The sequence below is a fragment of the Rhodoferax sp. genome (assembly GCF_023700745.1).
Classification (GTDB): Bacteria; Pseudomonadota; Gammaproteobacteria; order Burkholderiales; family Burkholderiaceae_C; genus Rhodoferax.
The window spans coordinates 249,360-275,300 of the sequence record NZ_JAMPYG010000002.1 but is presented as its reverse complement, the minus strand read 5'-3'; the positions used below and the strand labels follow the sequence as shown (position 1 = coordinate 275,300).

General features: G+C 57.9%; 27 protein-coding genes. 19 read left to right on the top strand and 8 right to left on the bottom strand.

Annotation, left to right across the window (positions count from 1 at the left end):
* Positions 1–116: 116 nt before the first annotated feature.
* The gene (locus NDJ10_RS03385; protein ID WP_296159714.1) at positions 117–545 is read right to left on the bottom strand and encodes a hypothetical protein; all 429 of its coding nucleotides are present in this window, start codon (positions 543–545) and stop codon (positions 117–119) included.
* Between the two features lie 15 nt (positions 546–560).
* Between NDJ10_RS03385 and NDJ10_RS03380 the strand changes: the two genes are divergently transcribed.
* The gene (locus tag NDJ10_RS03380; RefSeq protein WP_296159713.1) at positions 561–1,757 is read left to right on the top strand and encodes an ATP-binding protein; all 1,197 of its coding nucleotides are present in this window, start codon (positions 561–563) and stop codon (positions 1,755–1,757) included.
* Entirely contained in the window at positions 1,754–3,178 is a 1,425-nt protein-coding gene (locus tag NDJ10_RS03375; RefSeq protein WP_296159711.1) for a sigma-54 dependent transcriptional regulator, read from the top strand. Before NDJ10_RS03380 ends, NDJ10_RS03375 begins: the two co-directional genes overlap by 4 nt.
* 43 nt (positions 3,179–3,221) lie before the next feature.
* Here NDJ10_RS03375 and NDJ10_RS03370 read toward each other — a convergent pair whose 3' ends face one another.
* From NDJ10_RS03370 to NDJ10_RS03360, 3 genes are all read right to left on the bottom strand, one after another.
* The gene (locus tag NDJ10_RS03370) at positions 3,222–3,866 is read right to left on the bottom strand and encodes a cytochrome b/b6 domain-containing protein (RefSeq protein WP_296159710.1); all 645 of its coding nucleotides are present in this window, start codon (positions 3,864–3,866) and stop codon (positions 3,222–3,224) included.
* Between the two features lie 12 nt (positions 3,867–3,878).
* Entirely contained in the window at positions 3,879–5,282 is a 1,404-nt protein-coding gene (locus NDJ10_RS03365; protein WP_296159709.1) for a cytochrome c3 family protein, read from the bottom strand.
* A gap of 127 nt (positions 5,283–5,409) precedes the next feature.
* On the bottom strand, positions 5,410–6,141 hold the full coding sequence (locus NDJ10_RS03360) for a response regulator (RefSeq protein ID WP_296159708.1): 732 nt from the start codon (positions 6,139–6,141) through the stop codon (positions 5,410–5,412).
* A 459-nt stretch (positions 6,142–6,600) separates the two neighbouring features.
* On the opposite strand from NDJ10_RS03360, the gene NDJ10_RS03355 reads away from it, so the two are divergent.
* Complete coding sequence (locus tag NDJ10_RS03355) at positions 6,601–6,954, top strand: c-type cytochrome (RefSeq protein ID WP_296159706.1); 354 nt, start codon at positions 6,601–6,603, stop codon at positions 6,952–6,954.
* 31 nt (positions 6,955–6,985) lie between these two features.
* On the opposite strand, the gene NDJ10_RS03350 is transcribed toward NDJ10_RS03355, so the two are convergent.
* Positions 6,986–7,405: a response regulator gene (locus NDJ10_RS03350; RefSeq protein WP_296159705.1), complete on the bottom strand. Its 420-nt coding sequence runs from the start codon at positions 7,403–7,405 to the stop codon at positions 6,986–6,988.
* 379 nt (positions 7,406–7,784) lie between these two features.
* Here NDJ10_RS03350 and NDJ10_RS03345 point away from each other — a divergent pair, with 379 nt between their 5' ends.
* Genes NDJ10_RS03345 through NDJ10_RS03330 form a run of 4 tightly spaced genes read left to right on the top strand, consistent with a single transcriptional unit; the run spans position 7,785 to position 12,678 of the window.
* Positions 7,785–8,813 carry an efflux RND transporter periplasmic adaptor subunit gene (locus NDJ10_RS03345; RefSeq protein ID WP_296159817.1) on the top strand — a complete coding sequence of 343 codons (1,029 nt, stop codon included), beginning with the start codon at positions 7,785–7,787 and terminating at the stop codon, positions 8,811–8,813.
* 1 nt (position 8,814) lies between these two features.
* Positions 8,815–12,117: an efflux RND transporter permease subunit gene (locus NDJ10_RS03340; RefSeq protein WP_296159816.1), complete on the top strand. Its 3,303-nt coding sequence runs from the start codon at positions 8,815–8,817 to the stop codon at positions 12,115–12,117.
* A 29-nt stretch (positions 12,118–12,146) separates the two neighbouring features.
* Complete coding sequence (locus tag NDJ10_RS03335; protein ID WP_296159704.1) at positions 12,147–12,371, top strand: DUF2892 domain-containing protein; 225 nt, start codon at positions 12,147–12,149, stop codon at positions 12,369–12,371.
* Between the two features lie 16 nt (positions 12,372–12,387).
* The gene (locus tag NDJ10_RS03330; RefSeq protein ID WP_296159703.1) at positions 12,388–12,678 is read left to right on the top strand and encodes a metal-sensing transcriptional repressor; all 291 of its coding nucleotides are present in this window, start codon (positions 12,388–12,390) and stop codon (positions 12,676–12,678) included.
* Here NDJ10_RS03330 and mnmA read toward each other — a convergent pair.
* Positions 12,675–13,790, bottom strand: coding sequence for a tRNA 2-thiouridine(34) synthase MnmA (gene mnmA, locus NDJ10_RS03325; RefSeq protein ID WP_296159702.1), 1,116 nt, complete (start codon positions 13,788–13,790; stop codon positions 12,675–12,677). The two genes, NDJ10_RS03330 and mnmA, sit on opposite strands and share 4 nt — an antisense overlap.
* Positions 13,787–14,305, bottom strand: coding sequence for an NUDIX hydrolase (locus tag NDJ10_RS03320; RefSeq protein ID WP_296159701.1), 519 nt, complete (start codon positions 14,303–14,305; stop codon positions 13,787–13,789). Before NDJ10_RS03320 ends, mnmA begins: the two co-directional genes overlap by 4 nt.
* 163 nt (positions 14,306–14,468) lie before the next feature.
* Between NDJ10_RS03320 and NDJ10_RS03315 the strand changes: the two genes are divergently transcribed.
* The 4 genes from NDJ10_RS03315 to NDJ10_RS03300 all read left to right on the top strand — a co-directional run bounded on the left by NDJ10_RS03315 (position 14,469) and on the right by NDJ10_RS03300 (position 20,164).
* A complete protein-coding gene (locus NDJ10_RS03315; RefSeq protein ID WP_296159700.1) occupies positions 14,469–16,121 on the top strand; it encodes a Re/Si-specific NAD(P)(+) transhydrogenase subunit alpha in 1,653 nt (550 codons plus the stop codon).
* 13 nt (positions 16,122–16,134) lie between these two features.
* Positions 16,135–17,553, top strand: coding sequence for a Re/Si-specific NAD(P)(+) transhydrogenase subunit beta (gene pntB, locus NDJ10_RS03310; RefSeq protein WP_296159699.1), 1,419 nt, complete (start codon positions 16,135–16,137; stop codon positions 17,551–17,553).
* Between the two features lie 169 nt (positions 17,554–17,722).
* Positions 17,723–19,396 carry a long-chain-fatty-acid--CoA ligase gene (locus NDJ10_RS03305; protein WP_296159697.1) on the top strand — a complete coding sequence of 558 codons (1,674 nt, stop codon included), beginning with the start codon at positions 17,723–17,725 and terminating at the stop codon, positions 19,394–19,396.
* Between the two features lie 18 nt (positions 19,397–19,414).
* Positions 19,415–20,164: a 5'-methylthioadenosine/adenosylhomocysteine nucleosidase gene (locus tag NDJ10_RS03300; protein WP_296159696.1), complete on the top strand. Its 750-nt coding sequence runs from the start codon at positions 19,415–19,417 to the stop codon at positions 20,162–20,164.
* Here the strand turns inward: NDJ10_RS03300 and corA are convergent, their stop codons facing one another.
* Positions 20,165–21,151, bottom strand: coding sequence for a magnesium/cobalt transporter CorA (gene corA / locus NDJ10_RS03295; protein WP_296159695.1), 987 nt, complete (start codon positions 21,149–21,151; stop codon positions 20,165–20,167).
* A 26-nt stretch (positions 21,152–21,177) separates the two neighbouring features.
* Here corA and NDJ10_RS03290 point away from each other — a divergent pair, with 26 nt between their 5' ends.
* From NDJ10_RS03290 to NDJ10_RS03255, 8 genes are all read left to right on the top strand, one after another.
* Complete coding sequence (locus tag NDJ10_RS03290; protein ID WP_296159694.1) at positions 21,178–21,333, top strand: hypothetical protein; 156 nt, start codon at positions 21,178–21,180, stop codon at positions 21,331–21,333.
* A gap of 158 nt (positions 21,334–21,491) precedes the next feature.
* Complete coding sequence (gene raiA, locus NDJ10_RS03285) at positions 21,492–21,821, top strand: ribosome-associated translation inhibitor RaiA (protein ID WP_296159689.1); 330 nt, start codon at positions 21,492–21,494, stop codon at positions 21,819–21,821.
* 80 nt (positions 21,822–21,901) lie between these two features.
* On the top strand, positions 21,902–22,360 hold the full coding sequence (gene ptsN / locus NDJ10_RS03280; protein WP_296159688.1) for a PTS IIA-like nitrogen regulatory protein PtsN: 459 nt from the start codon (positions 21,902–21,904) through the stop codon (positions 22,358–22,360).
* A gap of 50 nt (positions 22,361–22,410) precedes the next feature.
* Positions 22,411–23,361 (top strand): HPr(Ser) kinase/phosphatase, encoded by a 951-nt coding sequence (gene hprK / locus NDJ10_RS03275; protein WP_296159686.1) that lies wholly within the window; start codon positions 22,411–22,413, stop codon positions 23,359–23,361.
* A gap of 186 nt (positions 23,362–23,547) precedes the next feature.
* Positions 23,548–23,988, top strand: a complete 441-nt coding sequence (locus NDJ10_RS03270) for an outer membrane protein assembly factor BamE (protein ID WP_296159815.1) — start codon at positions 23,548–23,550, stop codon at positions 23,986–23,988.
* 9 nt (positions 23,989–23,997) lie between these two features.
* Positions 23,998–24,813 carry a 4-hydroxy-tetrahydrodipicolinate reductase gene (gene dapB / locus NDJ10_RS03265; RefSeq protein WP_296159685.1) on the top strand — a complete coding sequence of 272 codons (816 nt, stop codon included), beginning with the start codon at positions 23,998–24,000 and terminating at the stop codon, positions 24,811–24,813.
* Positions 24,810–25,460, top strand: a complete 651-nt coding sequence (locus tag NDJ10_RS03260; protein WP_296159684.1) for a MotA/TolQ/ExbB proton channel family protein — start codon at positions 24,810–24,812, stop codon at positions 25,458–25,460. The genes dapB and NDJ10_RS03260 overlap by 4 nt, the downstream gene beginning before the upstream one ends.
* Before the next feature lie 8 nt (positions 25,461–25,468).
* Positions 25,469–25,900, top strand: a complete 432-nt coding sequence (locus tag NDJ10_RS03255; protein ID WP_296159683.1) for a biopolymer transporter ExbD — start codon at positions 25,469–25,471, stop codon at positions 25,898–25,900.
* Positions 25,901–25,941 lie beyond the last annotated feature (41 nt).

The following is a 25,941-nucleotide window of genomic DNA, read 5'->3' as shown; positions in this document are numbered from 1 at the left end:
TGGCTTGATTTCGGAATAATAAACATGGCATGAGGCTGGCAGGACGGAAATAAGTGGTCTAATTTCCACCTCGGATTGCGGTACCTTGTCGCAAGCTGAATTGATCCGTGATCTTGTCAATGATCAAAAATAATCTCAAGTTCAAAGTCAGTGTGTACTTGTTTGTTGCCCTTTCCGTGGCGACGGCGGTTACCACCCTGCTTTTTATCCAGCACCGGCAAGCGGACATGCAGGCCGTCGTTGCCGACCATGTCATGCAGATTGCGGATGTCGTGGTTGCCAGCACCCGCTACACCATGCTGTTGAACAAACGCGATATCGCTGAAAAAATCATCGAGGACGTTGGCCAGCAAAAAGGAATCGAACGTCTCAGGGTGATCAGCAAGGACGGCACGATCATCCATTCCAACCGCAAATCTGAAATCGGCTATTCGGTTGATCAACAGGACGAGCCCTGTATTCTTTGCCATCAGACCAGCGAGCCCTTGAAAAGGGTTGCCGATGAGAAGCGGTGGCAGGTGTTTGCCAATCCGGCTGGCAACCATCGGGTGCTGGCCAGCATGCACGCGATACGCAACGAACCAACCTGTGCCTCGGCATCCTGCCATGAGCATCCGGCCAGCCAGACCGTGCTTGGCATTGTGGATATTGCCTACTCGCTGGATGAGATTGACCAGGCCATGCGCAAGCATGCCATTCACATCGCTGCGATCTCATTTGCGTTTATCGTGTTGGTGACGTTCAGTCTTGGGTACCTGCTGCAACGCATGATTTACGTGCCGCTGAAAGACCTCGAGACCGGAGCCAAAAAAATCAGATCGGGGCAGCTTGACGTGGCGATACCCGTGCGCAGTCCGGATGAATTCGGCCGTGTGGCGGGTTCATTCAATGATATGACGACGGCCCTCAAAGATGCCCGCTCCGAATTGAATGAGCTGATTCAGGAGCTTGAGTCCAAGGTTGAAGAACGTTCAAGGGAACTGCTGGCAGCCCGGGCCGAAGTGGCGCAAGGGGAGAAGCTGGCGTCCATTGGCGTGCTGGCGGCAGGCATCGCGCATGAGTTGAACAACCCGCTGACCGGGGTTCTGACCTTCACCTCCCTCATGCGCAAGAAGGTACTTGAAGGCAGTGAGGACGCCGAGGATCTGGATCTGGTGATTCGCGAGACCAAGCGCTGTGCCAGCATCATCCGGCGCTTGCTTGATTTCGCCAGGGAAAAAGTGCCCGTCAAGGGCTTTTTCAACCTGAATCAGGTGGTGGAAGATACGGTTCGTTTTGTCGAGCGCCCCGCATCTTTGCAAAAAATTGTGATCTCAATGGACCTTGATCCGGGCTTGCCGCAAATCTGGGGCGATGCGGACCTGATCAAGCAGGTGGTCCTGAACATTCTGGTCAACGCCCAGCAGGCCATTGAGGGGGCCGGTACGATTGCCGTCGTGAGCCGCTCCTACGTTGTTAAAACGCCTCAACCAACGGACGAGAAGAGTGTGCCCATGGTCGAATTGGCCATCAAGGACTCTGGTTGTGGCATACCGGAGGCCAATATGCAGCGCATTTTTGATCCCTTCTTTACCTCGAAGGAAGTAGGCAAGGGGACCGGGCTGGGTCTGTCGGTCAGCTACGGGATTGTCAAAGCGCATGGTGGCGAGATCAAGGTGGCCAGCGTGGTTGGGCAGGGTACGACTTTCCGGATCCTGCTGCCGATCACGTCGCCCTTCAGTGAAAGCGAACTTAGACCAGGTGAGAAAGCACAATGAGCGCCAAAATCTTGATTGTTGATGACGAGGAAATCGTCATCCGGAGTTGCCGACGCATTCTTGGCGACAGCATGTTGGTTGTCGATTCGGCGAACGATGGCCAGGATGCCTTGCGCAAGGTGGATGAAACCGAGTACGACTTGATGATTCTGGACATCATGATGCCTGGCATTGATGGTCTGGAGGTGTTGCAGCACGTCAAGGAGCGTCACCCTACCGTTGATGTCATCATGATGACCGGTTTGTCCGAAATTCAGACCGCCGTCAAGGCGATGAAGCTGGGCGCCTTTGACTACCTGTCAAAGCCCTTTGATCCGGATGAACTCAAGCTTGTGGTGGATCGGGCGTTGGAGCGGCGCCAGTTGCAGCAGGAAAACCGCAAGCTCAAAACCGAAGTCAGTTCCAAATACCGGTTTGAGAACATCATTGGGTCGAGTCCGTCGATGCAGGCGGTTTTTGGCCTGATTGCCAAGTGTGCGCCGACCAATAGTACCGTCCTGATCACCGGGGAGAGTGGCACCGGCAAGGAAATGATCGCCCGCGCGATCCATTACAACAGCCTGCGCAAGGACCAGCCGTTTGTCACGGTTGACTGCAACACCCTCAGCGAAAGTTTGCTTGAAAGTGAGTTGTTCGGGCATACCAAGGGTTCATTTACCGGGGCCGTGGCGAACAAGCGCGGCATGTTTGAAATTGCCAACAACGGCAGCCTTTTCCTGGATGAATTTGGCAATATTCCGTTGTCCACCCAGGCCAAATTGCTGCGTGTCATTCAGGAGCGGGAGTTCAGGGCGGTTGGCAGTACCACGACGCAGAAGACCAATGTCCGGCTGATCACGGCCACCAACAAGGATCTCAAGGCGATGGTGCTGGAGGGCACTTTCCGCGAGGACCTGTACTATCGCATCAACGTTTTTCCGATCCACTCGCCAGCCCTCAGGGAGCGCCGCGATGACATCCCGGCACTGGCGTTTCACTTTCTCAAGATCTTTAGCGCTGAGCTGGGCAAGCCGGTATCCGAAATCTCGGATGGCGCCATGAGCCTGCTGGTGAACTATGCCTGGCCGGGCAATGTGCGTGAACTTGAAAACACCATGCAGCGGGCGGTCATCCTTGCGACCGACCACATCATCCGCCAGGCCCACCTGGCCAACATCATCGAGAACACGCAGCGTCCTGATTTCGAGGTGCCCCGTACCAGTGATGACCTCAAGCGCGTCAAGAAAATTGCCCGTGAAAAATCGGTGGAGGACATCGAGAAAATGTTCATCCAGGAAACGCTCAGGCGAAACGCCTCCAATGTGACCCGCAGTGCCGAAGAAACCGGTATGCAGCGGGCCAATTTTCAGGCCTTGATGAAAAAGTACAACATCCGGGTGCGCGATACCGAATACGGCGCCGGCGGTGCAGACGCGGCCTGACTTCTGATCGAGGCGTGAGGCGGGGACGCCTCACGAGCGCGACTCAAGGATTGGCTTCGGGCTGGTGTCCGTCCTCCACTTCCTCGTAGCCAGTGATCATGGCCTTGAAGTGGGCCGAAGGTGTGTGGCCCAGGCTGGCCAGGTACACATGGACGATGATGAATCCGCAGAACAGGATGAACAGCAGCACATGGACCGTATCGACCACACGCACGCCGCCGAACAGGTCGACCATGGACGAAAAGCGGGTCACATCCCATAGCAGCAGGCCGGTAAAGAACTGCAGTGGCACCAGCAGCATCATGATGATCTGGTAGAGCATGCTTTGCAGTGCGTTGAACTTGCGGTAAGCATTGGGATGGTGGGGATTGGGGTCGCCTTTGAAGATGCCGTAGCCATAGAACTCCATTTGCCGGAAACTGGCCTTGAAGTACTTGGTCGGGCTGAGTTCCGGGTGATAGACCTTGATTTTGTCGGTGAACAGATAAAAGCCCAGCCAGATGAAGAAGTTGGCGATCAGGACAAAGCCGATCCAGTTGTGGGCGACCACGGCGGTCTTGAATGACATGAGTTGGAACAGATCCAGGTACCTGATCTGCAATCCTGTGGCAATCAGCAACACAAAGCCGAAGGCATTGGTCCAGTGCCAGATCCTGACAGGCAAGGGGTGAATATAGAGCTTGTTCATGGTTGGTTCCTGTTACTTGGTGTTGCTGTCAGGCGCATTGTTTTCATCTGTTGCGGCTTGATGTTTGGTTTGCGCCTGTGCGGCGAGCCGCTCTGCCTCCAGTTTTTCCCGCATGCCTTTGAAAAGACGTTTGACCGTCATGTGGGCAATCGGCACGCTCATGGCCCCCAGCACAACCAGCACCAGCAAGATGTCGAGCAGTTTGATACGCGTGCTGCCGATCACGTAAAAACCGCGCACCGAGTCAACCGACATGAGGGAGTTCAGGACGTCTTGCTGAACGCCGTGGCGCAGGGGTCTGCCATCGGGACCGGCGATTGTCAGCGTCACGCTCTGGAAAGGTTCGGCACCTTTTTTATGACAGGTGTCGCAGTCCTTGATGGCCAGGGACTTGTCGCTCAATTGGTGGGCCTGAACGCCGGAACTCACTTCCAGCCGACCTTGCAGGACGGTTTTGCTGTCGTCGCCGGATTGACTGAATTCCTTGAGCAGGCTCCAAAGGGCTCGCTCGTTCAAGCCTTCCTTGTTGACATCGGCGGCGTCGGTGCGTTTGTCGAACTGCGGCACCCCTGATTTCTCCGAAACCTGCAACTTGGTTGCATTGTCATACAGCCTGAGGTTCACCCGACGCTGTGCATTCGGCGCATGGCAGGCCGGGCAGGAAATGGCTGAAAAATGCCGCTCGGTGTTGGGCAGCCAGTCCTGATGCTGCTTGACGGCGTCCTTGTGGCATGAAATGCAACTGTCCTTGATGCCTGTTCCCATCGAAGCTGCCTTGACGTTGTGGGACTGGTGGCAGTCTGCGCACAGTGGTGCCGTGGCTCCCTTGGCAACGCGTGCGATCCCATGGACATCCTGGGCGTAGGCTTTGAAGATGTCTTCATGACATTTGGCGCAGGGCGTTGCCGCAATGGGCTCGACGATTTTGCTGGACTGGACGGTATGTGGATGATGGCAATCCGAGCACAGGGGTGCTTTCTGGCTGCCTTCCTTGACCATGGCGGCATGAACACTGTCGCCGTATTCCGAGACTTTTTTCTTGTGGCAGGTCAGGCAGGAGTCCTGCATGCCCAGTGCGTAATCACGTTTGCTTTTGATGTCGGCTGCTACCTTGCCGTGTGTTTTTCCGTCAATGTCCGAGTGGCAATCCTCGCAATCCGTCTCCTTGTGCATGGAGCCGGTAAAGGCCTTGGCCGAGACATGCAAGGAAAGCAGCTCCCCGTTTTCGAGTTTCTTCTGTCCCGTTTCCTTGTCGTGACAGTCCAGGCAGGCCTGGGTCTCCTCGGATAATTCAATGGTTTCGCTGAGTGCACTGGAACTTGCCAGTGCGAGTCCCACGGCCACCATTGCCCCCAGCAACCAGCGTTTGCCAGTCATTGCCAAAGTCATGTTGCCTGTTGCCAAGACGCTTTTCATCAGAGTTTTCCTTCGTTGATTCCACGAAATCGCAAAGCCCGCCAGTGCGTTCATTTCCTCACTGGCGGGCTCCTGTTTCAAAAAATGCTCGGTTTCACGATGCTCAAAGGTGTTTGCAAGTCTGCCCTTATGCCTTTGAAGGCCGGGTCATCCATGCCTTGATCGCCAAGGACGCCAGCATTGTGATGCCAACAACGGGCAGCATGACGGCATAGAGCAACCCAATGAAGGGCGCTGCCACAAAGAGTGCAATATCTTTGATGCGCATCAGTATTTTTCTTGCTGACGGAATTGTCATCAGGGCTTGACCCGCAGTCCAGAGCAGCATGGCCAGGCCAATCAGGGGCAGCAGCACGGCATAGGCCAGGCCGATGAAGGGGGTCGCCAGGAGCATGGCTACGCGTTTGAAGGGATTCTGCTTTTCGGCCAGTTCAGGCTGTGCCGTTTCGGTCGCTGCGACTTGCTCCGGCACGACGCCGGCCTGGGTGGGGGCGTGAAGGGCGTGTTGCGTGCTCTCTTCGATCATCTCGGGCGACAGCGGTTTGCGCATGAATTCCGACACGCCGGCCGCCTTGGCTCTTTGCTCATTGGCTGTTGTGCCATAGCCGGTGATGATCACGACCGGGGTCCAAGGCCGACTGGCCTTGACGCGTTCGGTCAACTCGACCCCATCCATGCCGGGCATCTTGATGTCCGTGAAGACGACATCGTATTCCTGCTCACGCAGCCGTTCCAGGGCTTCGGCAGCGTTCTGGGCCGTGATGACCACATAGCCCTTGTCTTGTGAAAGAACGCGGTTGAAACTTTTGCCAACCACCGGGTCGTCATCAACAACCAGTACTTTACGCAGTGCACTCATGATGTTTCTCCTTGAAAACTATGACTGGGTCAGCACAATTGCCCCCGGTCCCAAACCCGAATCCTTGCGCTGTCCTGAACAGTTGTGGCCTGGATTTGATCTGGTTAAGCAAACGACGTGCCAGTTGGAGTTTGTGAGTTAATATTGTTTAATATCAAGGACTTGGGCTATCTTTTGCTGATTTGACACCAATGCGTCCCACGCTGCTTGCCACCGAAGTACATAATTTCTATGCGGTATTTGGACTCTGTTGCGTCTGCCTCACAGGGAAGGCGGGTATTTGGGGCGAATATTATTTTTATACAGTTAAGTTGACCGGAGGGCTTGTGTCTTGCAGAAAGTCGGTTCTAGAATTTTTACAGCGCAATTCTCACGGTGCGCAAGGGTCACAAGGTTCTCGACAACGGAGCCGTTGCTGTGGCCGCTTCCCAGTGACAACAAAGCAAAGGCTGACTCGCAATGAAATTTCCTATTTCCCAAAAACTGATCAATTTGTCAACTCTGGGGCTGCTGATGGCCTCGTTAACGACCGCGTCCTATGGCGCCGTTGATGCCGATGCGGCGACTTCTTTGGCTAAAAAAAGTGATTGCCTGAAATGCCACGCGGTTGACAAGGACAAAAAGGCGGCGTCATTCAAGAGCATTGCCGAGAAATGGAAAGGTAAGGCCGATGCACAAGCCAAGCTGACAGACTCCATCACCAAGGCGCCCAAAGTCAAGATGAAGGATGGTACGGAAGAGACGCACAAGGTTATCGCGTCCCAGGATGCGAACGATATCAAGAATGTCGTTGACTGGATTTTGTCCCGATAAGACTTGATCCGGGGGGGCTTTTTCTTCCGGATCAATGCATGCCTGCGGACGACGACGCTTGATCGCTGCGCAAGGTCCATTGTTTGTGCATCATGGCACTGTGGGTTGCATTGACAATATCGTCCGGACCGGCGGGTTTGGCCAAGTAATCGTAGGCGCCCAGCGTGACGGCCTCTTTGGCCGTTTCCAGGGCCGGGTAGCCGGTGATGATGATGACTTCACTTTCGGGCCATCGCTGCTTGATGGTGCTGAGAACGGCCATGCCATTCATGCCGGGCATCAATAGATCAAGCAAGACCACATCAAAGGGGCGTTGCCCCATCACCTCCAAGGCATCGGGTCCGTTGCTGACCATTTCGACCTTGCAATGGTTGCTTGCCAGTGATCTGGCATAACTGAGTCGAACGACCTCTTCATCGTCAACGACCAGGATTTTTGTATCTTTAATCATTTTGATTACCTCGCAGTCACAGTCTGACAAAACAGAAGCAATAGTTGTGCCGAAGATTTAAATTTGTTAATAATTCCTTTTAAATCAACGATTTGCATCGTATTTGCGTTGTTTTTTCGTGGTCAGGGTGGCCACTTGTTATGTGTCTGGTACAAAAATAATATTCACCGACTTTATTTTTGCCCTGAGGGCGCCATCGTCAGCCATGGCAGGAGGACACCAGGGCGTGAATTTGTGAGGTCATTTCTCCACTTACATGTACTGCCGGGGGTATTCAAATATACTAGGTACAGTATTTAAAGGAAGCTTTATGCAAAAGTCTTTTTTATGGCGTTCCTGGGTTCAATCAGAGCGGTTGGGATTGGCATGGCTTGTGCTGATGTCTTTGGCGATGGCGCCGGTGGCCGCCCAGACGTTGCAGCAAGTCAATGTGGCGGCGGTCCAGTTGAGGGCCGTCGGTAGCGGATTCGAGATGGATGGCGTGGTGCAGCCGGTCAAGCAAAGCACCGTATCGGCGCAGGCGTCGGGGCGGCTTGTTACGCTGGCTGTCAAGGCGGGAGATCCGGTGCGTGCCGGGCAGTTGCTGGCCACCATCGACGACCGAGAAACCCAGGCCGGCGTGCAGCGCAGCCGTGCCCAGGCGGCGCAGGCGCAGGCTGAGCTGCGTAACGCACAAGCCAACTTTGATCGCACCCGTGAGTTGCTGGCCCAGGGGTTTGTCAGCAAGGCCGCCATGGACACCGCCGATGCCCAGCTCAAATCAGCGCAAGCGGGACGTGACCAGGCCAGTGCGGGCGAAAAGCAGTCCGGCTTGTCGCAGGGCTTTACCCGGGTGACCGCGCCGTTCGACGCCTTTGTGTTGCAAACCGTCTCGGAGGTGGGCGATCTGGCTTTTCCTGGCAAGCCGCTGTTGACGTTGTACGCGCCCTTGCCCCTGAGGGCAGTGGTGCAGGTGCCGGTGTCGCGCTCCGTCCAGGTGCAGGGCAGCGCCGCGGTGGAGGTGCAAGTCAGCACGGCTGACGGGTCGCTGCAATGGGTACGACCCAGTCAGACCAGTCATTTGCCCACCGCCGATGCGGTGTCGCAAACCATTGAATGGCGTCTGGAATTGCCTGCCAGCGCAAGCAAGGGCCTGCTGCCAGGGCAGCAGGTGCGGGTGCGTTTTGCCGCAGGCCAGTCGCAACGTTTGCTGATGCCGGCTTCAGCGGTCTTGCGCCGGGGTGAGTTGACGGCGGTATATGTGGTCTCAGGCCAGGGCTTTGCACTCAAGGCAATTCGCCTGGGGGCGGACCATGGCGCTCAGGGCGTTGAAGTGCTGGCGGGCCTGAGCGTGGCCGACCGTGTCGCGCTGGACCCGGTGCGTGCCGGCCTGGCAGGAGCCCAGGCTGTTGGCGGTGCAGCCAAGTGAGATGAGCATGTCGAATCAATCCCCATTGGGTATTTCCGGGCGGATGGCGAAGGCATTCAAGCGCAACGCCATCACGCCCTTGCTGGCTTTGGTGGCGCTGCTGCTGGGCCTGTTTGCTGTGCTGGTGACGCCGCGTGAAGAAGAGCCGCAAATCAACGTCACCATGGCCAATGTGCTGATTCCCTTTCCCGGCGCCAGCAGTGTCGATGTGCACAACATGGTGGCGCGTCCTGCCGAGCAGGTGCTCAGCCAGATAGCGGGTATTGAGCACACGTACTCGGTGGCGCGTCCGGGTATGGCGGTACTGACGGTGCAGTTCAAGGTGGGCGTGCCGCGCACCGAGGCGCTGGTGCGCCTGTATGACGTGCTTAACGCCAACCAGGATTGGTTGCCGCGCGAGCTGGGCACGCTCACGCCCATCGTCAAGCCCAAGGGCATTGATGATGTGCCCGTGCTGGCCGTGACCTTGTGGAGCAAGGACGCCCTGCCTGCCGTCGATCTTGAGCGGGTGGCGCATACGGTCGAGGCCGAATTGAAGCGTGTGCCAGGGACGCGCGAGGTGCAAACCATCGGTGGTCCGGAGCGCGCCGTGCATGTGTGGCTGGATCCGGTCCGCCTGCGTGAGCGCGGGGTCGATGTGTTGTCGCTCAAGGCCACGCTGGCAGCCGCCAACGCCAGCATGCCCTCCGGTACCGTGCTCGACCCACAAGTGCCTGGCGGACAGATGCTGAGCGTGGAAACGGGTGAATTCCTGCGCACGGCGCAGGATGTCGGTGACTTGGTGGTGGGTGTCAGCAAGGGCTTACCGGTTTACCTGCGTGAAGTGGCGCGCATTGAGACCGGTGCGCAATTGCCGCAGCGCTATGTCTGGTACACACCAGGGGTGGCTGCTTCTTTGGGTGCCGCTGCTGCCGATGATGGCGTGGCTGCCGGCGGTGTCTATCCGGCACTCACCCTGACCGTGACCAAAAAGCCGGGAACCAACGCGGTGGATGTTGCCGGTGCGGTACGCCTGCGGGTGCAGGAGCTCGGCAATACGGTGATTCCCGGCAACATACAGGCCACCATCACCCGGGATTATGGTGAAACGGCAGCGGAAAAAGCCAACAAGCTGATCCAGAAGCTGGCCTTTGCCACCGGCTCGGTGATTTTGCTGGTGGGTTTTGCGCTGGGGCGGCGTGAGGCGGTGATCGTGGGGGCGGCTGTCATATTGACCTTGACTGCCACACTGTTCGCATCATGGGCCTGGGGCTTTACCCTGAACCGGGTGTCCCTGTTTGCGCTGATTTTCTCCATTGGTATTCTGGTCGATGATGCCATTGTGGTAGTGGAAAACATCCATCGCCATCAAAACCTGTACCCCGAGCGGGGCCTGCGCGAGATCATTCCGGCGGCTGTGGATGAAGTCGGTGGGCCCACTATTCTGGCCACGCTGACGGTGATTGCAGCCTTGCTGCCAATGGCGTTTGTCAGTGGTTTGATGGGCCCCTATATGAGCCCGATCCCGATCAACGCCAGCATGGGCATGGCTATTTCCCTGCTCATTGCCTTTACTGTGACGCCTTGGTTGGCGCTGAAAATGATGCGCCAGCACCCCCACGGTGATGGCATGCCGGCACAACCCGCCGGCTTGGGGCCAAAGCTGCAGCGCCTGTTCGCCTGGGTACTGACGCCATTTTTGAACAGTGCCAAAAAGCGCTGGCTGTTGCTCGCGGGCATTTTGGCGGCGCTACTGCTCTCGGTCGGTCTGACGCTGGTGCAGTGGGTCGTTCTGAAAATGCTGCCTTTTGACAACAAGAGCGAATTCCAGGTGGTGGTCGAAATGCCGGCCGGCACGCCGCTTGAAAATACCGCGGCCGCACTGCATGAGCTGGGTGCCTATCTGGCACAGCAACCCGAAGTGTTGAACCTGCAGGCCTATGCCGGCACGGCATCGCCGATTACCTTCAATGGTTTGGTGCGCCAGTATTACCTGCGCGCCGATGCCGAACAGGGTGATGTGCAGGTCAATCTGGTGGACAAGAAGCACCGCAGCGACAAGAGCCACGCCATCGCGCAGCGCTTGCGTCCGGCGCTGGAAAAAATTGGCGCACGTCACCATGCCGTCGTCAAGGTGGTCGAAGTGCCACCCGGACCACCGGTGATGTCGCCGCTGGTGGCCGAGGTCTATGGCCCGGATGAAGCCGGGCGTCAGGCGCTGGCGCGCCGGGTGGCGCAAGCGTTCAGCGCCACTGCCGACGTTGTGGGCGTGGACACCTCGCTCAAGGACGATGCGCCGCGTGTTTACCTTCGGGTACGCCGTCAGCGTGCTGAATCCCTTGGGATTCCGGTGGCGATGGTGGCTCAGACCGCGGCCATGGCACTCAACGGCGTCGATGCAGCGTATCTGCATGACGACCATAGCAAATACCCGGTGCCGGTGCGCCTGCAGTTGCCACTGGGTGAGCAGGTGGGGCTGGATGCCATTCTGGCCATGCCGCTGCGCGCCGCCAATGGCCGGATGGTGCCGCTGTCCGAGTTGGTCGACGTCGAGCAGGGTGTGATTGACAAACCCTTTTACACCAAGGACTTGCAAGGCGTCAGCTACGTCTTTGGCGATATGGCGGGCAAGCTGGATTCACCGCTGTATGGCCTGTTTGCCATTCGTGACAAGTTGCAGGCTGCTGCCTTGCCGGGCACGGGTACATTGGGCGAGTACTGGATCAGCCAGCCCAGCGACCCATTCCGCCAGTATTCGGTCAAGTGGGATGGCGAATGGCAGATCACCTATGACACGTTCCGTGACATGGGGGCCGCTTATGGGGTGGGCCTGATCCTGATTTACCTGTTGGTGGTGGCGCAATTCAGGAGCTATTTGACCCCGCTGGTGATCATGGCGCCGATTCCGCTGACCCTCATTGGCGTCATGCCGGGGCATGCCCTGCTGGGTGCGCAGTTCACCGCCACTTCGATGATCGGCATGATCGCGCTGGCCGGCATCATCGTGCGCAACTCCATTTTGCTGGTGGACTTTATCGAGTTGCAGGTCGCGCAAGGCGTGGCGTTCAAGGAGGCCGTGGTGCAGTCGGCCGCCGTGCGCGCCCAGCCCATTGCCCTGACCGGTCTGGCGGCGATGATCGGCGCCTTTTTTATTCTGGACGATCCTATTTTCAACGGGCTCGCCATTTCCCTGATTTTCGGTATTCTGGTGTCGACCCTGCTCACGCTGGTGGTGATCCCGGTGTTGTATTACGCGCTCTACCGGCGCCGTAACGAAGCGCACGCAGAGGCGCCGGTTGTTCTCGATCAAACGCATTCAACTTGATTTTCACTGTTCTTTTAGGAGCTATTGCCATGACCGTTCAACGTTATATTCTGGTTTTTGCGGGTCTGTTCATCATGATCTCCCTGGCATTGGGGGTCGAGGGCAGTCCGCTGTTCGTCAGCAAGTGGGCACTGGCCTTCACGGCTTTTGTGGGCGCCAATTTGTTTCAATCCGGCTTTACCAATTTTTGCCCCCTTGGCATCATCCTGAAAAAACTGGGTGTGCCAGAGTCAAAAGTTGGCTGTGCCAATTAAGTGGTAGGTTCTCGACATGACCGTTTTGACCAATGAGTCCGCCCGTGCCGAAGTGCTCAACCGTTTGCGGCGGGCTGAAGGCCAGATTCGCGGCGTTCAGCGCATGCTCGAAGAGGGGGAGAGCTGCCTCAAGATCAGTCAGCAGTTTGCCGCCGTGCGCAAGGCGCTTGACAGCACCTACCTTCGCATGACCATGTGCTTCATGGAGCAAGAACTGTCATCCTGCTTGAAGCCTGACCCAACTCAAAAAGACAGCATGGACACCATGCTCAAAGACATGGAAAACCTGCTGTCGCGCATGGGTTAGTTGGTGATGATGCCGCCGCCGAGGCAGATCTCGCCGTCGTAAAGCACGGCGGATTGGCCGGGCGTGACGGCCCACTGTGCCTGGACAAAGCCCAGGTTGAAGGTGTCTGGTGTTGTGCTCAGAAAGGTGCACGCGGCATCGGCTTGGCGGTAACGGGTTTTGGCGGCCAGTGCCGTGGCCGTGGGCGCCTGCCCCGCAATCCAGCTGGCATCCTGTGCCGTGAGTTCATGTGACAGCAGCCACGGGTGATCGTGGCCCTGCACCACCCACAAGGTGTTATTGGTCATGTCCTTGCGCGCCACGAACCAGGGCGCGTGGTCGCCGCCGCCGCGTGGGGCGCCTTTGGTTTTGAGGCCGCCAATGCCCAGGCCCTGACGCTGCCCCAGCGTGTAAAAGCTCAAACCCACATGCTCGCCAATGGTGTGCCCCCTGTCGTTCTTGATCGGGCCGGGCTCTTTGGCAATAAAACGGTTCAGGAATTCGCGAAACGGCCGCTCACCGATGAAGCAGATGCCGGTGGAATCCTTCTTTCTGGCGTTGGGCAGACCAATTTCCAGTGCAATGCGGCGCACTTCGGTCTTCTGCAATTCGCCCACTGGAAACAGGGTGTTGGCCAGTTGTTTCTGGTTGAGCCGGTGCAGGAAGTAGCTTTGGTCTTTGGCGGGGTCCTGCCCCTTGAGCAATTCATGGCTGCCGGTTTGGGCATTGAAGCGCACACGGGCGTAATGCCCGGTGGCAATTTTCTCGGCCCCGAGCCGCATGGCATGGTCGAGAAAAGCCTTGAACTTGATCTCGGCGTTGCACAAGATGTCGGGGTTGGGTGTGCGTCCGCTGCTGTACTCGCGCAGGAACTCGGCAAACACCCGGTCCTTGTAATCGGCAGCAAAGTTGACGTGCTCAATCTCGATCCCAATCACGTCGGCTACCGCAGCGGCATCAACGAAGTCGACGTTGGAAGAACAGTACTCGCTGTCATCGTCATCTTCCCAGTTTTTCATGAAGATGCCGATCACCTCATGGCCCTGCTGCTTGAGCAGCCAGGCCGTCACCGCAGAGTCGACGCCACCGCTCAGTCCCACCACCACGCGCTGTCGTTTGGCCGTGCCGCTCATACGCTGCCACCCGTGGCGATGGGCTGCGGGTCGATCACGTTGGTGTCGGTATGGATCAGGGACAGCGGATAACGTTGTCCCCGCAAATAGTCTTCCATGCACTGGATCACGAGCGGGCTGCGGTGGCGGGCAGAACTGGCCCGAATCTCATCCGGACTCAGCCACAGGGTGCGCACGATGCCCGTGTCCAGACTGCGCCCCGCTTGCAAGGCGCCCAGCGTGCCGCAAAACGCAAAGCGCAGGTAGGTGATGTCTTCCAAAGCCTGGCTGGTGGTGGCCGGGCGTTGAAAGCGCGACATGTAGATCCCGAGCAAATGCGTCGGTGTAAACAGATGCATGGTTTCTTCGAGTGCCTCGCGGGCACAGCCGTCCACCAGGCGCTCTCCTTCGTCGAGGTGGCCAGCCGGGTTGTTCAGGCGCAGACCCTCGGGGGTGTGCTCTTCAACCAGCAGGAATTTGCCATGGTGTTCAATGATTGCCGCCACGGTGGCGCTGGGTTTCCATCGGATTGTCATGGCAGGATTATCGGTAACTTGCTGCGTTGCGCCGAAACCAGGATCAGCTTACTCGTTGAGGTGGATCAAAGTGCGGGCTTGTCGTAAATCAAAAAAGTGTAAAAACTGAGGTAAGCTCCTGCGGTTTAAAGAACCTGCCAATCATCTTACGAGGAGACGCTTCATGCAAGCTGGTGCCACCACTCAAGGCTTATCGGAAAAATCCGTCGTTCCATCCCCCGCATCATCAACTCCAACCGCGCAACGCATTGGCGTGCCGTGTGAGGTTTTCCCGGGGGAAAAACGCGTGGCGACGGTGCCGGAGGTGGTGGAAAAGCTGATCAAACTGGGGTTTTCAGTTGCCGTCGAATCCGGTGCAGGCGATGCCGCGAATTGTTCCGACGACACTTACCGCGCTGCGGGCGCGACGGTGGCCGACTCGGCCGCCGCCCTGTGGGCTGGGTCCGACATCGTGTTCAAGGTGCGCCCACCCTCCGTCGATGAAGTCGCGCTGATGCGTGAAGGACAAATCCTGATCGGCTTCATCTGGCCCGCGCAAAATCCCGAGTTGATGCAGCAACTCGCTGCCAAAAAGGTGACCGTGCTGGCGATTGACTCGCTACCGCGCATGCTCAGCCGTGCCCAGAAGATGGACGCCCTGACCTCCCAGGCTGGCGTCGCCGGCTACCGGGCTGTCATCGAGGCCGCCAATGCCTTTGGCCGCTTCTTCAACGGCCAGATCACGGCTGCGGGCAAGGTCCCGCCAGCCAAGGTCTTCATCGCCGGTGCCGGCGTGGCCGGTCTGGCGGCGATCGGTACGGCCGCCGGGCTGGGCGCCATCGTGCGCGCCAACGACACCCGTGCCGAGGTGGCCGACCAGGTGGTGTCCCTGGGCGGTGAGTTCGTCAAGGTCGATTTCGAGGAGGAAGGTTCCGGCGGCGGCGGCTACGCCAAGGTCATGAGCGAGGGCTTCCAGCAGGCCCAGCGCGAGATGTACGCCAAACAGGCCCGGGAAGTCGACATCATCATCACCACCGCGCTGATCCCCGGCAAGCCTGCGCCCAAACTGATCACCGCCGAGATGGTGAAGAGCATGAAGCCGGGCAGCGTCATCGTCGACATGGCGGCCGAGCAGGGCGGTAACTGCGAGCTGACAGAGCCCGGCCAGGCCGTGGTGAAGCACGGCGTCACCATCGTTGGCTATACCGACCTGGTCAGTCGCTTGTCCAAGCAGTCATCGACGTTGTACGCGACCAACCTGTTCCGTCTTACCGAGGAACTGTGCAAGACCAAGGACGGCATCGTCGATGTCAACATGCAGGACGACGCCATCCGTGGCCTGACCGTCATCAAGAATGGTGAAGTCACCTGGCCACCGCCGGCACTCAAAGTGGCGGCAGCGCCACCTGCGGCGGCCAAACCGTCTGCTGCCCCTGCCGCCAAAAAAGGTCACGGCCAAGCCAGCGCCCCGATGTCCAGTGGCAAGTTGGCGATCATGTTTGCGGGGGTTGCAGTTTTGTTCTGGCTGGTCGGGTCAAGTGCACCCAAGGAGTTCTTGTCTCACTTCACGGTGTTTGTGCTGGCCTGCTTTGTCGGCTATATGGTGGTGTGGAACGTGAAGCCCGCTCTGCATACGCCGCTGATGAGTGTGACCAACGCGATTTCCAGCATCATTGCCATTGGCGCGCTGGTGCAGATTTCGCCTATTGCGGATGCACTGGATCGACCCAATAGCCTGATCACCTGGATCGCTGGTGCAGCCATCGTGCTGACCGCCATCAATATGTTCGGCGGTTTCGCCGTGACCCAGCGCATGCTGGCCATGTTCCGCAAATAAGAAGGAGCCACGCATGTCCTCAAACCTTTCCACAGTGGCCTACATTGGCGCAACCATTCTTTTCATTCTGAGCCTGGGCGGCCTGTCCAACCAGGAAAGTTCTCGCCGAGGCAACCTGTTCGGCATGATCGGCATGACCATCGCCGTGCTGGCCACGGTGTTTGGGCCGCAGGTGACCGGCGGCGGTTATGCCTGGATCATCGGCGCCATGCTGATCGGCGGCAGCGTCGGCTTGTACCTGGCGCGTACCGTGCAAATGACGCAGATGCCCGAGTTGGTGGCTTTCATGCACAGCATGGTTGGCCTGGCCGCCATGCTGGTGGGTTTTGCCACCTTTGTCGATCCATCGGCCACCAAGGATTTTGTCGGCGCGGCCAAGACCATCCATGAACTCGAGATCTACATCGGTATCTTCATCGGCGCTGTCACGTTCTCGGGCTCGGTGATTGCGTTTGGCAAGCTTTCAGGGCGTGTCAGCGGCAACCCGGTCTTGTTGCCGGGGCGTCACTGGCTCAACCTGACTGGCTTGCTGGTGGTGATCTACTTCGGTGGCGTGTTCATGAATGCGCATACGGTGGCTGACGGTTGGACACCGCTGATCGTGATGACCGTGCTGGCCCTGCTGTTTGGCGTGCACATGGTGATGGCCATTGGCGGCGCCGACATGCCCGTGGTGGTGTCCATGCTCAACAGCTATTCGGGCTGGGCAGCTGCCGCCACTGGTTTCATGCTGTCCAACGACCTGCTGATCGTGGTGGGTGCCCTGGTGGGCTCCAGCGGTGCCATTCTGTCGTACATCATGTGCAATGCCATGAATCGCAGCTTCATCAGCGTGATTGCAGGCGGTTTTGGCACCACCAGCGCCAAGCCCACGGCTACCGCTGGCGGCGAGCAGCCGGTCGGTGAAGTGACGCCGGTATCGGCACTGGAAACGGCTGAACTGCTGCGCGAAGCCAAGAGCGTCATCATTGTGCCGGGCTACGGCATGGCGGTGGCGCAAGCCCAGCACACGGTGTTCGAAATCACCAAGCTGCTGCGCGAGAAGGGCGTCAATATCCGTTTTGGCATTCACCCGGTCGCCGGGCGCATGCCGGGGCACATGAACGTGCTGCTGGCCGAGGCCAAAGTGCCTTACGACATTGTGTTTGAAATGGACGAACTCAATGACGATTTTCCAGACACCGACGTGGCCATGGTGATCGGGGCCAACGACATCGTCAACCCCAGCGCCCAGGATGACCCGAGCAGTCCGATTGCCGGCATGCCGGTGCTGGAGGTCTGGAAAGCCAAGACCTCGATCGTCATGAAACGCAGCATGGCCTCGGGTTACGCCGGCGTCGACAACCCGCTGTTCTACAAGGAAAACAACCGAATGCTGTTTGGCGATGCCAAGAAAATGCTGGATGAAGTGCTGACCGCCCTGAAAGCCTGAAGCGTCCACCGATCTGTCTGAAAGAGGCCCAAGCGGCCTCTTTTTTGATTGTTTTCAGAGCGTCAAGCTAACCTGGGGTTTGCACTCTAATTAGGGTAAATACAGCTTACAGAAACTGACAGCCGGGTGAAAATCCAGCTTTAAATTCAAAATACGTGGAGCATCAATAATGACCGATCGCATCTGGCTCAAGAGCTATCCCCCGGGTGTGTCCTCCGACATTGATGTGAACCGATATGCCTCCATGGTCGACATGATGGAGGAAAGCTTCAAGAAGTTTGCCAATCGGCCAGCCTACAGCTTCATGGGCAAGGAACAAAGCTACCGGCAGGTGGATGATTTAAGCCAGACCTTTGGCGTGTATCTGCAAAGTCTGGGTCTGGTCAAGGGCGATCGGGTTGCCATCATGATGCCCAATGTGCTGCAGTATCCCATTGCCGTGGCTGGCATCCTGCGGGCCGGTTACACGCTGGTCAATGTCAATCCGCTGTACACGGCACGCGAACTGGAGCACCAGCTCAAGGACTCGGGAGCCAAGGCCATCGTGATTCTGGAGAACTTTGCCGCCACACTCGAGAAATGCCTGGCTGCGACACCGGTCAAGCACATCGTGTTGTGTGCCATGGGCGACCAACTGGGCCTGCTCAAAGGCGCTCTGGTGAACTACGTCGTGCGCAACGTCAAGAAGATGGTGCCGGTATTTAATTTACCCAGCGCGGTGCGCTTTAACGCGGCCATTGCCAAGGCCAGCAATGGCAGTTTGAAAAAAGTGGTCATCAAGCCGGATGACGTGGCGGTGTTGCAGTACACCGGCGGTACCACCGGTGTTTCCAAGGGCGCGGTGCTGTTGCAGCGCAACCTGGTGGCCAACCTGTTGCAGACAGATGACTGGTTCAGGCCGGCTTTGGAAAAAATACCCGAAGGCGAACAAATGAATGCGGTGTGTGCCTTGCCGCTGTACCATATTTTCGCCTTTACTGTCGCCATGATGCTGTCCCTGCGCATTGGCGGCAAGCTGATCCTGATTCCCAATCCGCGCGACTTCCCGGCCGTGCTGGCCGAGTTGGCCAAGCACAAGATCCATTTCTTCCCGGCGGTCAATACCTTGTTCAATGGTCTGGCCAACCATCCCGATTTTGGCAAGGTGAACTGGACCAGTCTGCTGGTATCTGCGGGCGGGGGTACTGCCGTGCAAAGTACGGTAGCCAAGCTCTGGCTGGAGAAAACGGGCTGTCCCATTGTTGAGGGTTATGGCCTGAGCGAGACCTCTCCGATTGCCACGGCCAACCCGGTGACCATCAAGGAATACTCAGGCTCCATCGGTCTGCCGGTGCCTGGTACCTGGCTCAAATTGATCGATGATGGGGGCAATGAAGTGCCCATGGGCCAGTCTGGCGAGATTGCCATCAAGGGCCCGCAAGTGATGGCTGGTTACTGGCAGCGCCCCGATGAGACCGCCAAGGTGATGACCGCGGACGGCTATTTCAAATCGGGTGACATTGGCGTGATGGATGCGCGTGGTTATTTCAGAATCGTCGACCGCAAGAAGGACATGATTCTGGTGAGCGGTTTCAACGTCTTCCCGACCGAGCTTGAAGACGTGGTCTCGCAGATGGACGGCATCTTGGAGTGCGCCTGCGTGGGCATGCCGGACGAGAAAGCCGGCGAGGCGGTCAAACTGGTCATTGTCAGAAAAGACCCCGGCGTCACCGAAGAGCAGGTGCGTGCTTATTGCAAGGAAAACCTCACCGGCTACAAGCAGCCCAAAGTGGTGGAGTTCCGCTCTGAATTGCCCAAAACGCCGGTCGGCAAGATATTGCGGCGTGAGCTGCGGGGCAAATAGCATGGCCGGGGTGCGCACTTGACGCTGGCCATCATGAGTGCCCTGCTGGATGAGCAGCGGGGCCTGCTGGCGCAATTGGTCAACCCGCAGCGCGTCAGGCGTGCCGGTCGCACATTCTGGTGCGGCCAGTGGGGTGGGCAGGACGTGGTGCTGGTATTGTCCAAGGTTGGCAAGGTGGCGGCAGCCACCACCACCACCGTGTTGATTGAAGCGTTTGATGTCAAACGTGTGGTGTTTACGGGTGTCGCCGGGGGGGTGGGCGGCGGCGTCAAGGTGGGTGACGTGGTGGTGGCAGAGGCCTTCATCCAGCACGATCTGAACTCTGCCCCGCTTTTTCCGCGTTATGAAATACCGCTGTATGGGCGCGCAACGCTTGACTGCGATCCAGCGCTTTCTGCGGCTTTGCTGGCTGCCACCCATGTTGGTCTGGCGGGTGTTGGAGAGCACTTCCATCGCAGCTTGCTGCTGGATGCACCCGAAGTCCACCAAGGCCTGATTGCCAGCGGTGATCAGTTTGTCTGCGACCCCGTGGCGGTTACCGTCTTGCGCGCTGACCTAAATGCCGCAGGCCATGAGCCCCTGGCTGTCGAAATGGAAGGTGCGGCAGTGGCGCAAGTGTGTCATGACTACGGCGTGCCATTTGCCGCCATGCGCACCATTTCAGACCGCGCGGATGCCCAGGCGCCCCTGGACTTTTCTGCGTTTGTGACCCAGGTAGCCAGTCCTTATGCCTTGGCTGTGCTTGGCCAGTTCATCAAGCACCTATAGCTATTTGAGCCAGCCGCGTTTTCTGAAGTACCACATCGGCACCAGTGCGCTGGCCAGCATCAGGCCCAGGGCGTAGGGGTAACCCATGGCCCAGTCGAGCTCGGGCATGAACTTGAAGTTCATGCCATACAGGCTGGCAATCAGGGTGGGCGGGAGCAGTGCCACGCTGGCGACCGAAAAAATCTTGATGATCTTGTTCTGGTTGATGTTGATGAAGCCGACCGTGGCATCCATCAGGAAGTTGATCTTGTCAAACAAAAAGGCAGTATGAGAATCCAGTGAATCGATGTCGCGCAGGATTTGTCGCGCATCTTCAAACTGTTCGCTGTTGAGCATTTTGGTGCGCATCATGAAGCTGACCGCGCGTCGTGTGTCCATGGCGTTGCGTCGAATGCGGCCGTTCATGTCTTCATGGCGCGCGATGGCGCCCAGCACCTCACCGGCCAGTGCGTCGGTCACATCGCCCGACAGCACCTTGGCGCTTGCTTTTTCGAGCTCATCGTAAATTTCTTCGAGCGTATCGGCTGAATACTCGGCATCGGCGTCGAACAGTTTGAGCAGTACTTCCTTGGCGTCTTCAATCAGGCCGGGGGCGCGCCGGGCACGCATGCGCAGCAAGCGAAATACCGGCACGTCCTCGTCGTGAATGGAAAACAGGACGCCCTTGCTTTTGAGTTCGTCGTTGACCAGATTGAGGATAAACGCTACCCGAACCGTGTGCGGGTCAACATCGTCGGCGACCAGAAAGTCGCTGCGGATGTGCAGTTCGCCGTTGTCTTCCTTGTAAAAACGGGCCGATTCTTCAATATCCTCGTCCATCGCATCTTCGGGAATCGAGAGTCCAAAATATTGCTTGATCCAGCGCTTTTCCTCCAGTGTGGGCGACTCCAGGTCAACCCAGATCGGCTGAAAACGAGACAACTCTTCAAGAGATTCGATCTCTTCCTGAAACAGGCGGCCGTTGGCAAGGGTGAAAATATTGAGCATGCGCTCACTCCCAAAAGAGGTAGATCATGAAGCGTGATGTCGGTTGGGTGGTGTTCAAGCAGAGGATGCTTAGGCGAGTTGAAAACCAGCGACAGGGAGGAGTTTATGTGCTGCGCGATCCGTCAAAATCCAATCATTCGATCTTGAGGATTATCGCATTGCAGCAGCTGTTGCGCCAATGACGTGATCCGCAAGACCGGAGTATGTTGCATTGCATCATGAAAAATAAATTGCAAATTGCGCCAAGCCGGGGCATAGTCAGCGCCATGGCTTGACAACTCTTTTTTCGGTTGCCAGCGTCGTTGGCAGCTTTCTTACCCAAGAGCTTTAGGAGGCTTTTATGAACTTGACGATCAGCGGTCACCATTTGGAAGTAACCCCTGCTTTGCGTAGTTATGTGACAAGCAAGCTGGACCGGATCAAACGGCATTTTGACCAGGTGGTGGATGTCAAGGTGTTGCTGACCCTGGAAAATATGAAGGAGAAGGAGCGTCGACAAAAAGCGGAATGCAATATTCACATCAAGGGCATCGAACTGTTCGCTGAAAGTGCCCATGCCGACCTCTATGCCGCTGTCGATGAACTGGTTGATAAACTTGACCGTCAGGTGGTCCGCCACAAGGACCGTTTGCAATCACACCACCATGACGCGCCCAAGCGCTTGATGTAATTTAAAATCGCAAAAGCCGCCCGCAAGTGCGTGCGGCTTTTTTTGTGCCAAATTTTTGTCGCGCACCTTCCAAATACATCATGAATCGACTCGCCTCCATCCTTTCGGCTGAACAAGTTCTGGTCCACGTGGACGTAACAAGTAAGAAAAGAGCTTTTGAAGAGGTGGGTTTACTGTTTGAAAACTTGCACGGTCTGAGTCGTGCCCTGGTCACTGACAGCCTGTTTTCAAGAGAGCGCCTGGGCTCCACCGGTCTAGGGCATGGCGTTGCCATTCCGCATGGCCGCATCAAGGGACTCAAGGCACCGATGGCGGCCGTCATCCAGTTGGCGCAGCCCATTGGATTTGACTCTCCTGATGAGCAGGCGGTTGGGCTGATGATTTTTTTGTTGGTGCCAGAGGCTGCCACACAGAAACACCTGGAAATATTGTCCGAAATTGCTGAAATGCTCAGTGATGCCACATTGCGCGAACAGCTCCTGACGGTTCAGGATGCCTCGGAGCTGTACCAGCGCATTGCCAACTGGCAATCGGCTTGAGCCATCCGCTCTTGCCTGTCCCCCGGAATTTTTGAGCTGGAGCGCCTGCCATGAAGCCCAATGTCATCAGTGCAGACGTTTTGTTCGAGGCCTTTCGTGCCAATTTGCGCTGGGAATGGGTGGCCGGCCTGGGCGCTTCCGAGCGGCGTTTTGACGAAGTTGCGGTGCGTGCTGCCCGTTCCGGCGCCGATCTGGTGGGCTATCTCAACTACATCCACCCCTACCGGGTGCAGATTCTCGGCGAACGCGAGGTTGCTTACCTGGTCAACTCAACCCCTGACGATTGCTCGCGTCGCATCGCCCGCATCGTCACGCTGGAGCCCCCGGTGCTGGTGCTGGCAGATGGGCAAACGGCCCCGGAGGCGCTGACTTCCATGTGTGAGCGGGCCCAGATTCCGATGTTTGCCACCGACGGCTCATCGGCCTTTGTCATTGACGTGCTGCGCGCTTATTTATCCAAGCATTTCGCCGACCGCTGCACCATGCACGGCGTGTTCATGGACATTCTGGGCCTGGGCGTGCTGATCACCGGTGAGTCCGGCCTGGGGAAAAGTGAGCTTGGGCTGGAGCTGATTTCGCGCGGCAACGGCTTGGTGGCTGACGATGCCGTGGATTTGTACCGTATCAACCAGGACACGATTGAAGGGCGTTGCCCGGAGCTGCTGCTTAATTTGCTCGAAGTGCGCGGGATTGGCCTGCTCGATATCCGTGGCATTTTTGGCGAAACGGCGGTGCGCCGCAAGAAACGGCTGCAACTCATTGTCCACCTGGTGCGCCGCGAGACCATGGAGCGGGATTACGAACGTATTCCCTATGAACCCCTGATGCAGGATGTGCTTGATGTTCCCGTGCGCAAGGTGGTGATCCAGGTGGTGGCCGGACGCAACATTGCCGTGCTGGTGGAGGCCGCTGTGCGCAACACGATTTTGCAAATGCGCGGCGTGGACACTTATAAGGACTTCGTCGAACGCCATCGTCTGGCGATGAATGATCCCGGCTGATAGCAGGGGGCACGGGCTGGTCTGGCGCTCACGTCCCCGAGGGGGTAACCAGTACAATGCACCGATTCTTTGCTACCCACTTAGCCCATGTCCAAATCTCTGGTTCGTCCTTTTTGCTTGAGTTTGACAGGCTTTTTGCTTGTCGGTTTGACCGCGTGTGGCAGTCTGGATCAAGCCAGCAACCGCATGGTCAATGTGATCACCCCTTACAAAATCGACATTGTGCAAGGCAATTTTGTCTCGCGTGAGCAAGCTGATGCGCTCAAGGAAGGCATGAGCCGCCTGCAGGTGCGTGACATTCTGGGTACGCCCCTGCTCGTCAGCGTTTTTCACACCAACCGCTGGGACTATGTCTTTACCTTCAAGCGTCAGGGCGTGGAGCCCCAGTCGCGCCGGGTCACCGTGTTTTTCGAGGGTGATCGTTTGGTGAAGATTGAAGCGGATGCGCTGCCAAGCGAGGCCGAGTTTGTGGCCTCGCTGGATTCCGGCCGTAAAACCGGCAAGGTTCCTGTGCTGGAAATGTCCGCAGAAAGTCTCAAGGCCACGGCTGTGGCCGTGCAACCTGAACTTAAACCTTTGCCGCCCTTGCCGGCGAGTTACCCACCGCTGGAAAGCGGTGCCAACTGATTCCTGACCATGACTGACTCCCCACTCCACCGCATTTGTGTGGCCGGTGCCAGCGGCCGCATGGGCCGCATGCTGATCGAAGCCATTTGCCGTTCAGACGATTGCCAGCTCAGCGGCGCGCTCGATGTTGCCACCAGCCCCGCCGTCGGCCTGGACCCGGCGGCGGCTCTGGGACGCAGTAGCGGGATTGCCATCAGTGCTGACCTGCACACCGGCTTGAACCATGCCCAGGCCCTGATCGATTTCACCCGCCCCGAAGGGACGCTGGCGCATTTGCAGGTCTGTCGCGAACTGGGCGTCAATGCCGTCATTGGCACCACCGGGTTCAGCGAGGTGCAAAAACAGGAAATTGCCGAGATCGCCAAAGACATCGCCATCGTGTTGGCGCCCAACATGAGCGTGGGCATGAACGTCACGCTCAAACTCCTGGAAATGGCGGCCAAAGCGCTCAATGCCGGTTATGACATTGAAATCATCGAGGCGCATCACCGCCACAAGGTCGATGCGCCATCGGGCACTGCCCTGAAAATGGGCGAGGTCATTGCCGGGGCGCTCGGACGCGACCTGAAAGACTGTGCCGTGTATGCCCGCCATGGCGTGACCGGTGAACGCGATCCCTCAAGCATTGGTTTTGCCACCATCCGGGGCGGTGACATTGTGGGTGACCACACCGTGCTCTTTGCCGGCACCGGCGAGCGCATTGAAATCAGCCACAAGTCCTCCAGCCGGGTTTCTTATGCCCAGGGCAGCTTGCGTGCGGTGCGGTTTCTGAGTGGCCGAAAAAACGGGTTGTTTGACATGTCCGACGTGCTCCAACTCAAATGAATCTGGCGCAGATCTTCCTGCAAGGTGATGCTTTGGCGCGCTCGGTCGCGCTGATGCTACTGGCCATGTCCGTGACGAGTTGGGTGGTCATTCTCTGGAAAACATGGTTGTTGCGGCGCGCCAATGCCGATGTGGTGCGTTGCATTGCCGCTTTTTGGCAATCCGGTTCGGTGGCTGATGCCGTCCAGAAAATCAGGGCATTTGACCGGGAGTCGCTGATCCTGCCGCTGGTGCTTTCGACCGACCTTGAGCCCAGTCAAACCCTGGCCAGCCGGGGCGACCGTGCCCAGCAGCTGACCCGCGTGCTGCGCAGTGCCTTGCATGCCGCCCTCGCCAAGCTCCAGCACGGCCAGGTCTTGCTGGCCACCATCGGTGCCACGGCGCCATTCGTCGGCCTGCTCGGCACCGTGTGGGGCATTTACCATGCCCTGATTGGCATCGCCAGCGTGGGGCAGGTCACCATTGACAAAATCTCGGGTCCGGTTGGCGAGTCGCTGATCATGACGGCTGCGGGCCTACTCGTTGCCATCCCTGCCGTGCTGGCCTACAACGTGCTGGGCCGGGCCGTGGCGCGTCTGGAGGCCGAGCTCGAAGGCTTCGCCCGCGACCTGCGCGAGCTCGGCAGCAGCGGGGCGCTTGCGCGTTAAGGCCTGCCATGCCATTTGGACGTCTGGACCGTTCTCTGGGGGCGCAGCCCATGAGCGACATCAACATGACGCCACTGATTGACGTGATGCTGGTGCTGGTGGTGATTTTCATCATCACAGCGCCGCTGCTGGCCAGTTCCATCAAGCTTGACTTGCCCACCACCGAAGCGGCCAGGGCGGGTGACGCACCCCAGTCGGTGACCGTGATCGTGGATGCCTCCGGGCAGGTCTTCTGGCAAGACCAGGCCGTGGCCATGGATGTGCTGGTGCGTCAACTCCAGCAATCTGCACAGGCCAATCCGCAGACCGAAGTTCTGCTGCGTGCTGACAAGACCGTCGCCTATGGCCGCATCGTCGAGGTCATGGGTGCGGCCCAGAGCGCAGGTTTGAATCGCATTGGCTTCGTCGCCGATGCGCCTGCAGCGGCTGTCCAACCCTAAAATCAGGCCCTGTTTTATGCCCTCGCGGCCCCAGCGGCCGT

Bases quoted from the DNA above. Each gene is read 5' to 3' on its own strand.
- NDJ10_RS03385 (WP_296159714.1), bottom strand. From the start codon at position 545: ATGGTTGCCAGCCGGATTGGCAAACACCTGCCACCGCTTCTCATCGGC.
- NDJ10_RS03380 (WP_296159713.1), top strand. From the start codon at position 561: ATGCACGCGATACGCAACGAACCAACCTGTGCCTCGGCATCCTGCCAT.
- NDJ10_RS03375 (WP_296159711.1), top strand. From the start codon at position 1,754: ATGAGCGCCAAAATCTTGATTGTTGATGACGAGGAAATCGTCATCCGG.
- NDJ10_RS03370 (WP_296159710.1), bottom strand. From the start codon at position 3,866: ATGAACAAGCTCTATATTCACCCCTTGCCTGTCAGGATCTGGCACTGG.
- NDJ10_RS03365 (WP_296159709.1), bottom strand. From the start codon at position 5,282: ATGAAAAGCGTCTTGGCAACAGGCAACATGACTTTGGCAATGACTGGC.
- NDJ10_RS03360 (WP_296159708.1), bottom strand. From the start codon at position 6,141: ATGAGTGCACTGCGTAAAGTACTGGTTGTTGATGACGACCCGGTGGTT.
- NDJ10_RS03355 (WP_296159706.1), top strand. From the start codon at position 6,601: ATGAAATTTCCTATTTCCCAAAAACTGATCAATTTGTCAACTCTGGGG.
- NDJ10_RS03350 (WP_296159705.1), bottom strand. From the start codon at position 7,405: ATGATTAAAGATACAAAAATCCTGGTCGTTGACGATGAAGAGGTCGTT.
- NDJ10_RS03345 (WP_296159817.1), top strand. From the start codon at position 7,785: ATGTCTTTGGCGATGGCGCCGGTGGCCGCCCAGACGTTGCAGCAAGTC.
- NDJ10_RS03340 (WP_296159816.1), top strand. From the start codon at position 8,815: ATGAGCATGTCGAATCAATCCCCATTGGGTATTTCCGGGCGGATGGCG.
- NDJ10_RS03335 (WP_296159704.1), top strand. From the start codon at position 12,147: ATGACCGTTCAACGTTATATTCTGGTTTTTGCGGGTCTGTTCATCATG.
- NDJ10_RS03330 (WP_296159703.1), top strand. From the start codon at position 12,388: ATGACCGTTTTGACCAATGAGTCCGCCCGTGCCGAAGTGCTCAACCGT.
- mnmA (WP_296159702.1), bottom strand. From the start codon at position 13,790: ATGAGCGGCACGGCCAAACGACAGCGCGTGGTGGTGGGACTGAGCGGT.
- NDJ10_RS03320 (WP_296159701.1), bottom strand. From the start codon at position 14,305: ATGACAATCCGATGGAAACCCAGCGCCACCGTGGCGGCAATCATTGAA.
- NDJ10_RS03315 (WP_296159700.1), top strand. From the start codon at position 14,469: ATGCAAGCTGGTGCCACCACTCAAGGCTTATCGGAAAAATCCGTCGTT.
- pntB (WP_296159699.1), top strand. From the start codon at position 16,135: ATGTCCTCAAACCTTTCCACAGTGGCCTACATTGGCGCAACCATTCTT.
- NDJ10_RS03305 (WP_296159697.1), top strand. From the start codon at position 17,723: ATGACCGATCGCATCTGGCTCAAGAGCTATCCCCCGGGTGTGTCCTCC.
- corA (WP_296159695.1), bottom strand. From the start codon at position 21,151: ATGCTCAATATTTTCACCCTTGCCAACGGCCGCCTGTTTCAGGAAGAG.
- NDJ10_RS03290 (WP_296159694.1), top strand. From the start codon at position 21,178: ATGAAGCGTGATGTCGGTTGGGTGGTGTTCAAGCAGAGGATGCTTAGG.
- raiA (WP_296159689.1), top strand. From the start codon at position 21,492: ATGAACTTGACGATCAGCGGTCACCATTTGGAAGTAACCCCTGCTTTG.
- ptsN (WP_296159688.1), top strand. From the start codon at position 21,902: ATGAATCGACTCGCCTCCATCCTTTCGGCTGAACAAGTTCTGGTCCAC.
- hprK (WP_296159686.1), top strand. From the start codon at position 22,411: ATGAAGCCCAATGTCATCAGTGCAGACGTTTTGTTCGAGGCCTTTCGT.
- NDJ10_RS03270 (WP_296159815.1), top strand. From the start codon at position 23,548: ATGGTCAATGTGATCACCCCTTACAAAATCGACATTGTGCAAGGCAAT.
- dapB (WP_296159685.1), top strand. From the start codon at position 23,998: ATGACTGACTCCCCACTCCACCGCATTTGTGTGGCCGGTGCCAGCGGC.
- NDJ10_RS03260 (WP_296159684.1), top strand. From the start codon at position 24,810: ATGAATCTGGCGCAGATCTTCCTGCAAGGTGATGCTTTGGCGCGCTCG.
- NDJ10_RS03255 (WP_296159683.1), top strand. From the start codon at position 25,469: ATGCCATTTGGACGTCTGGACCGTTCTCTGGGGGCGCAGCCCATGAGC.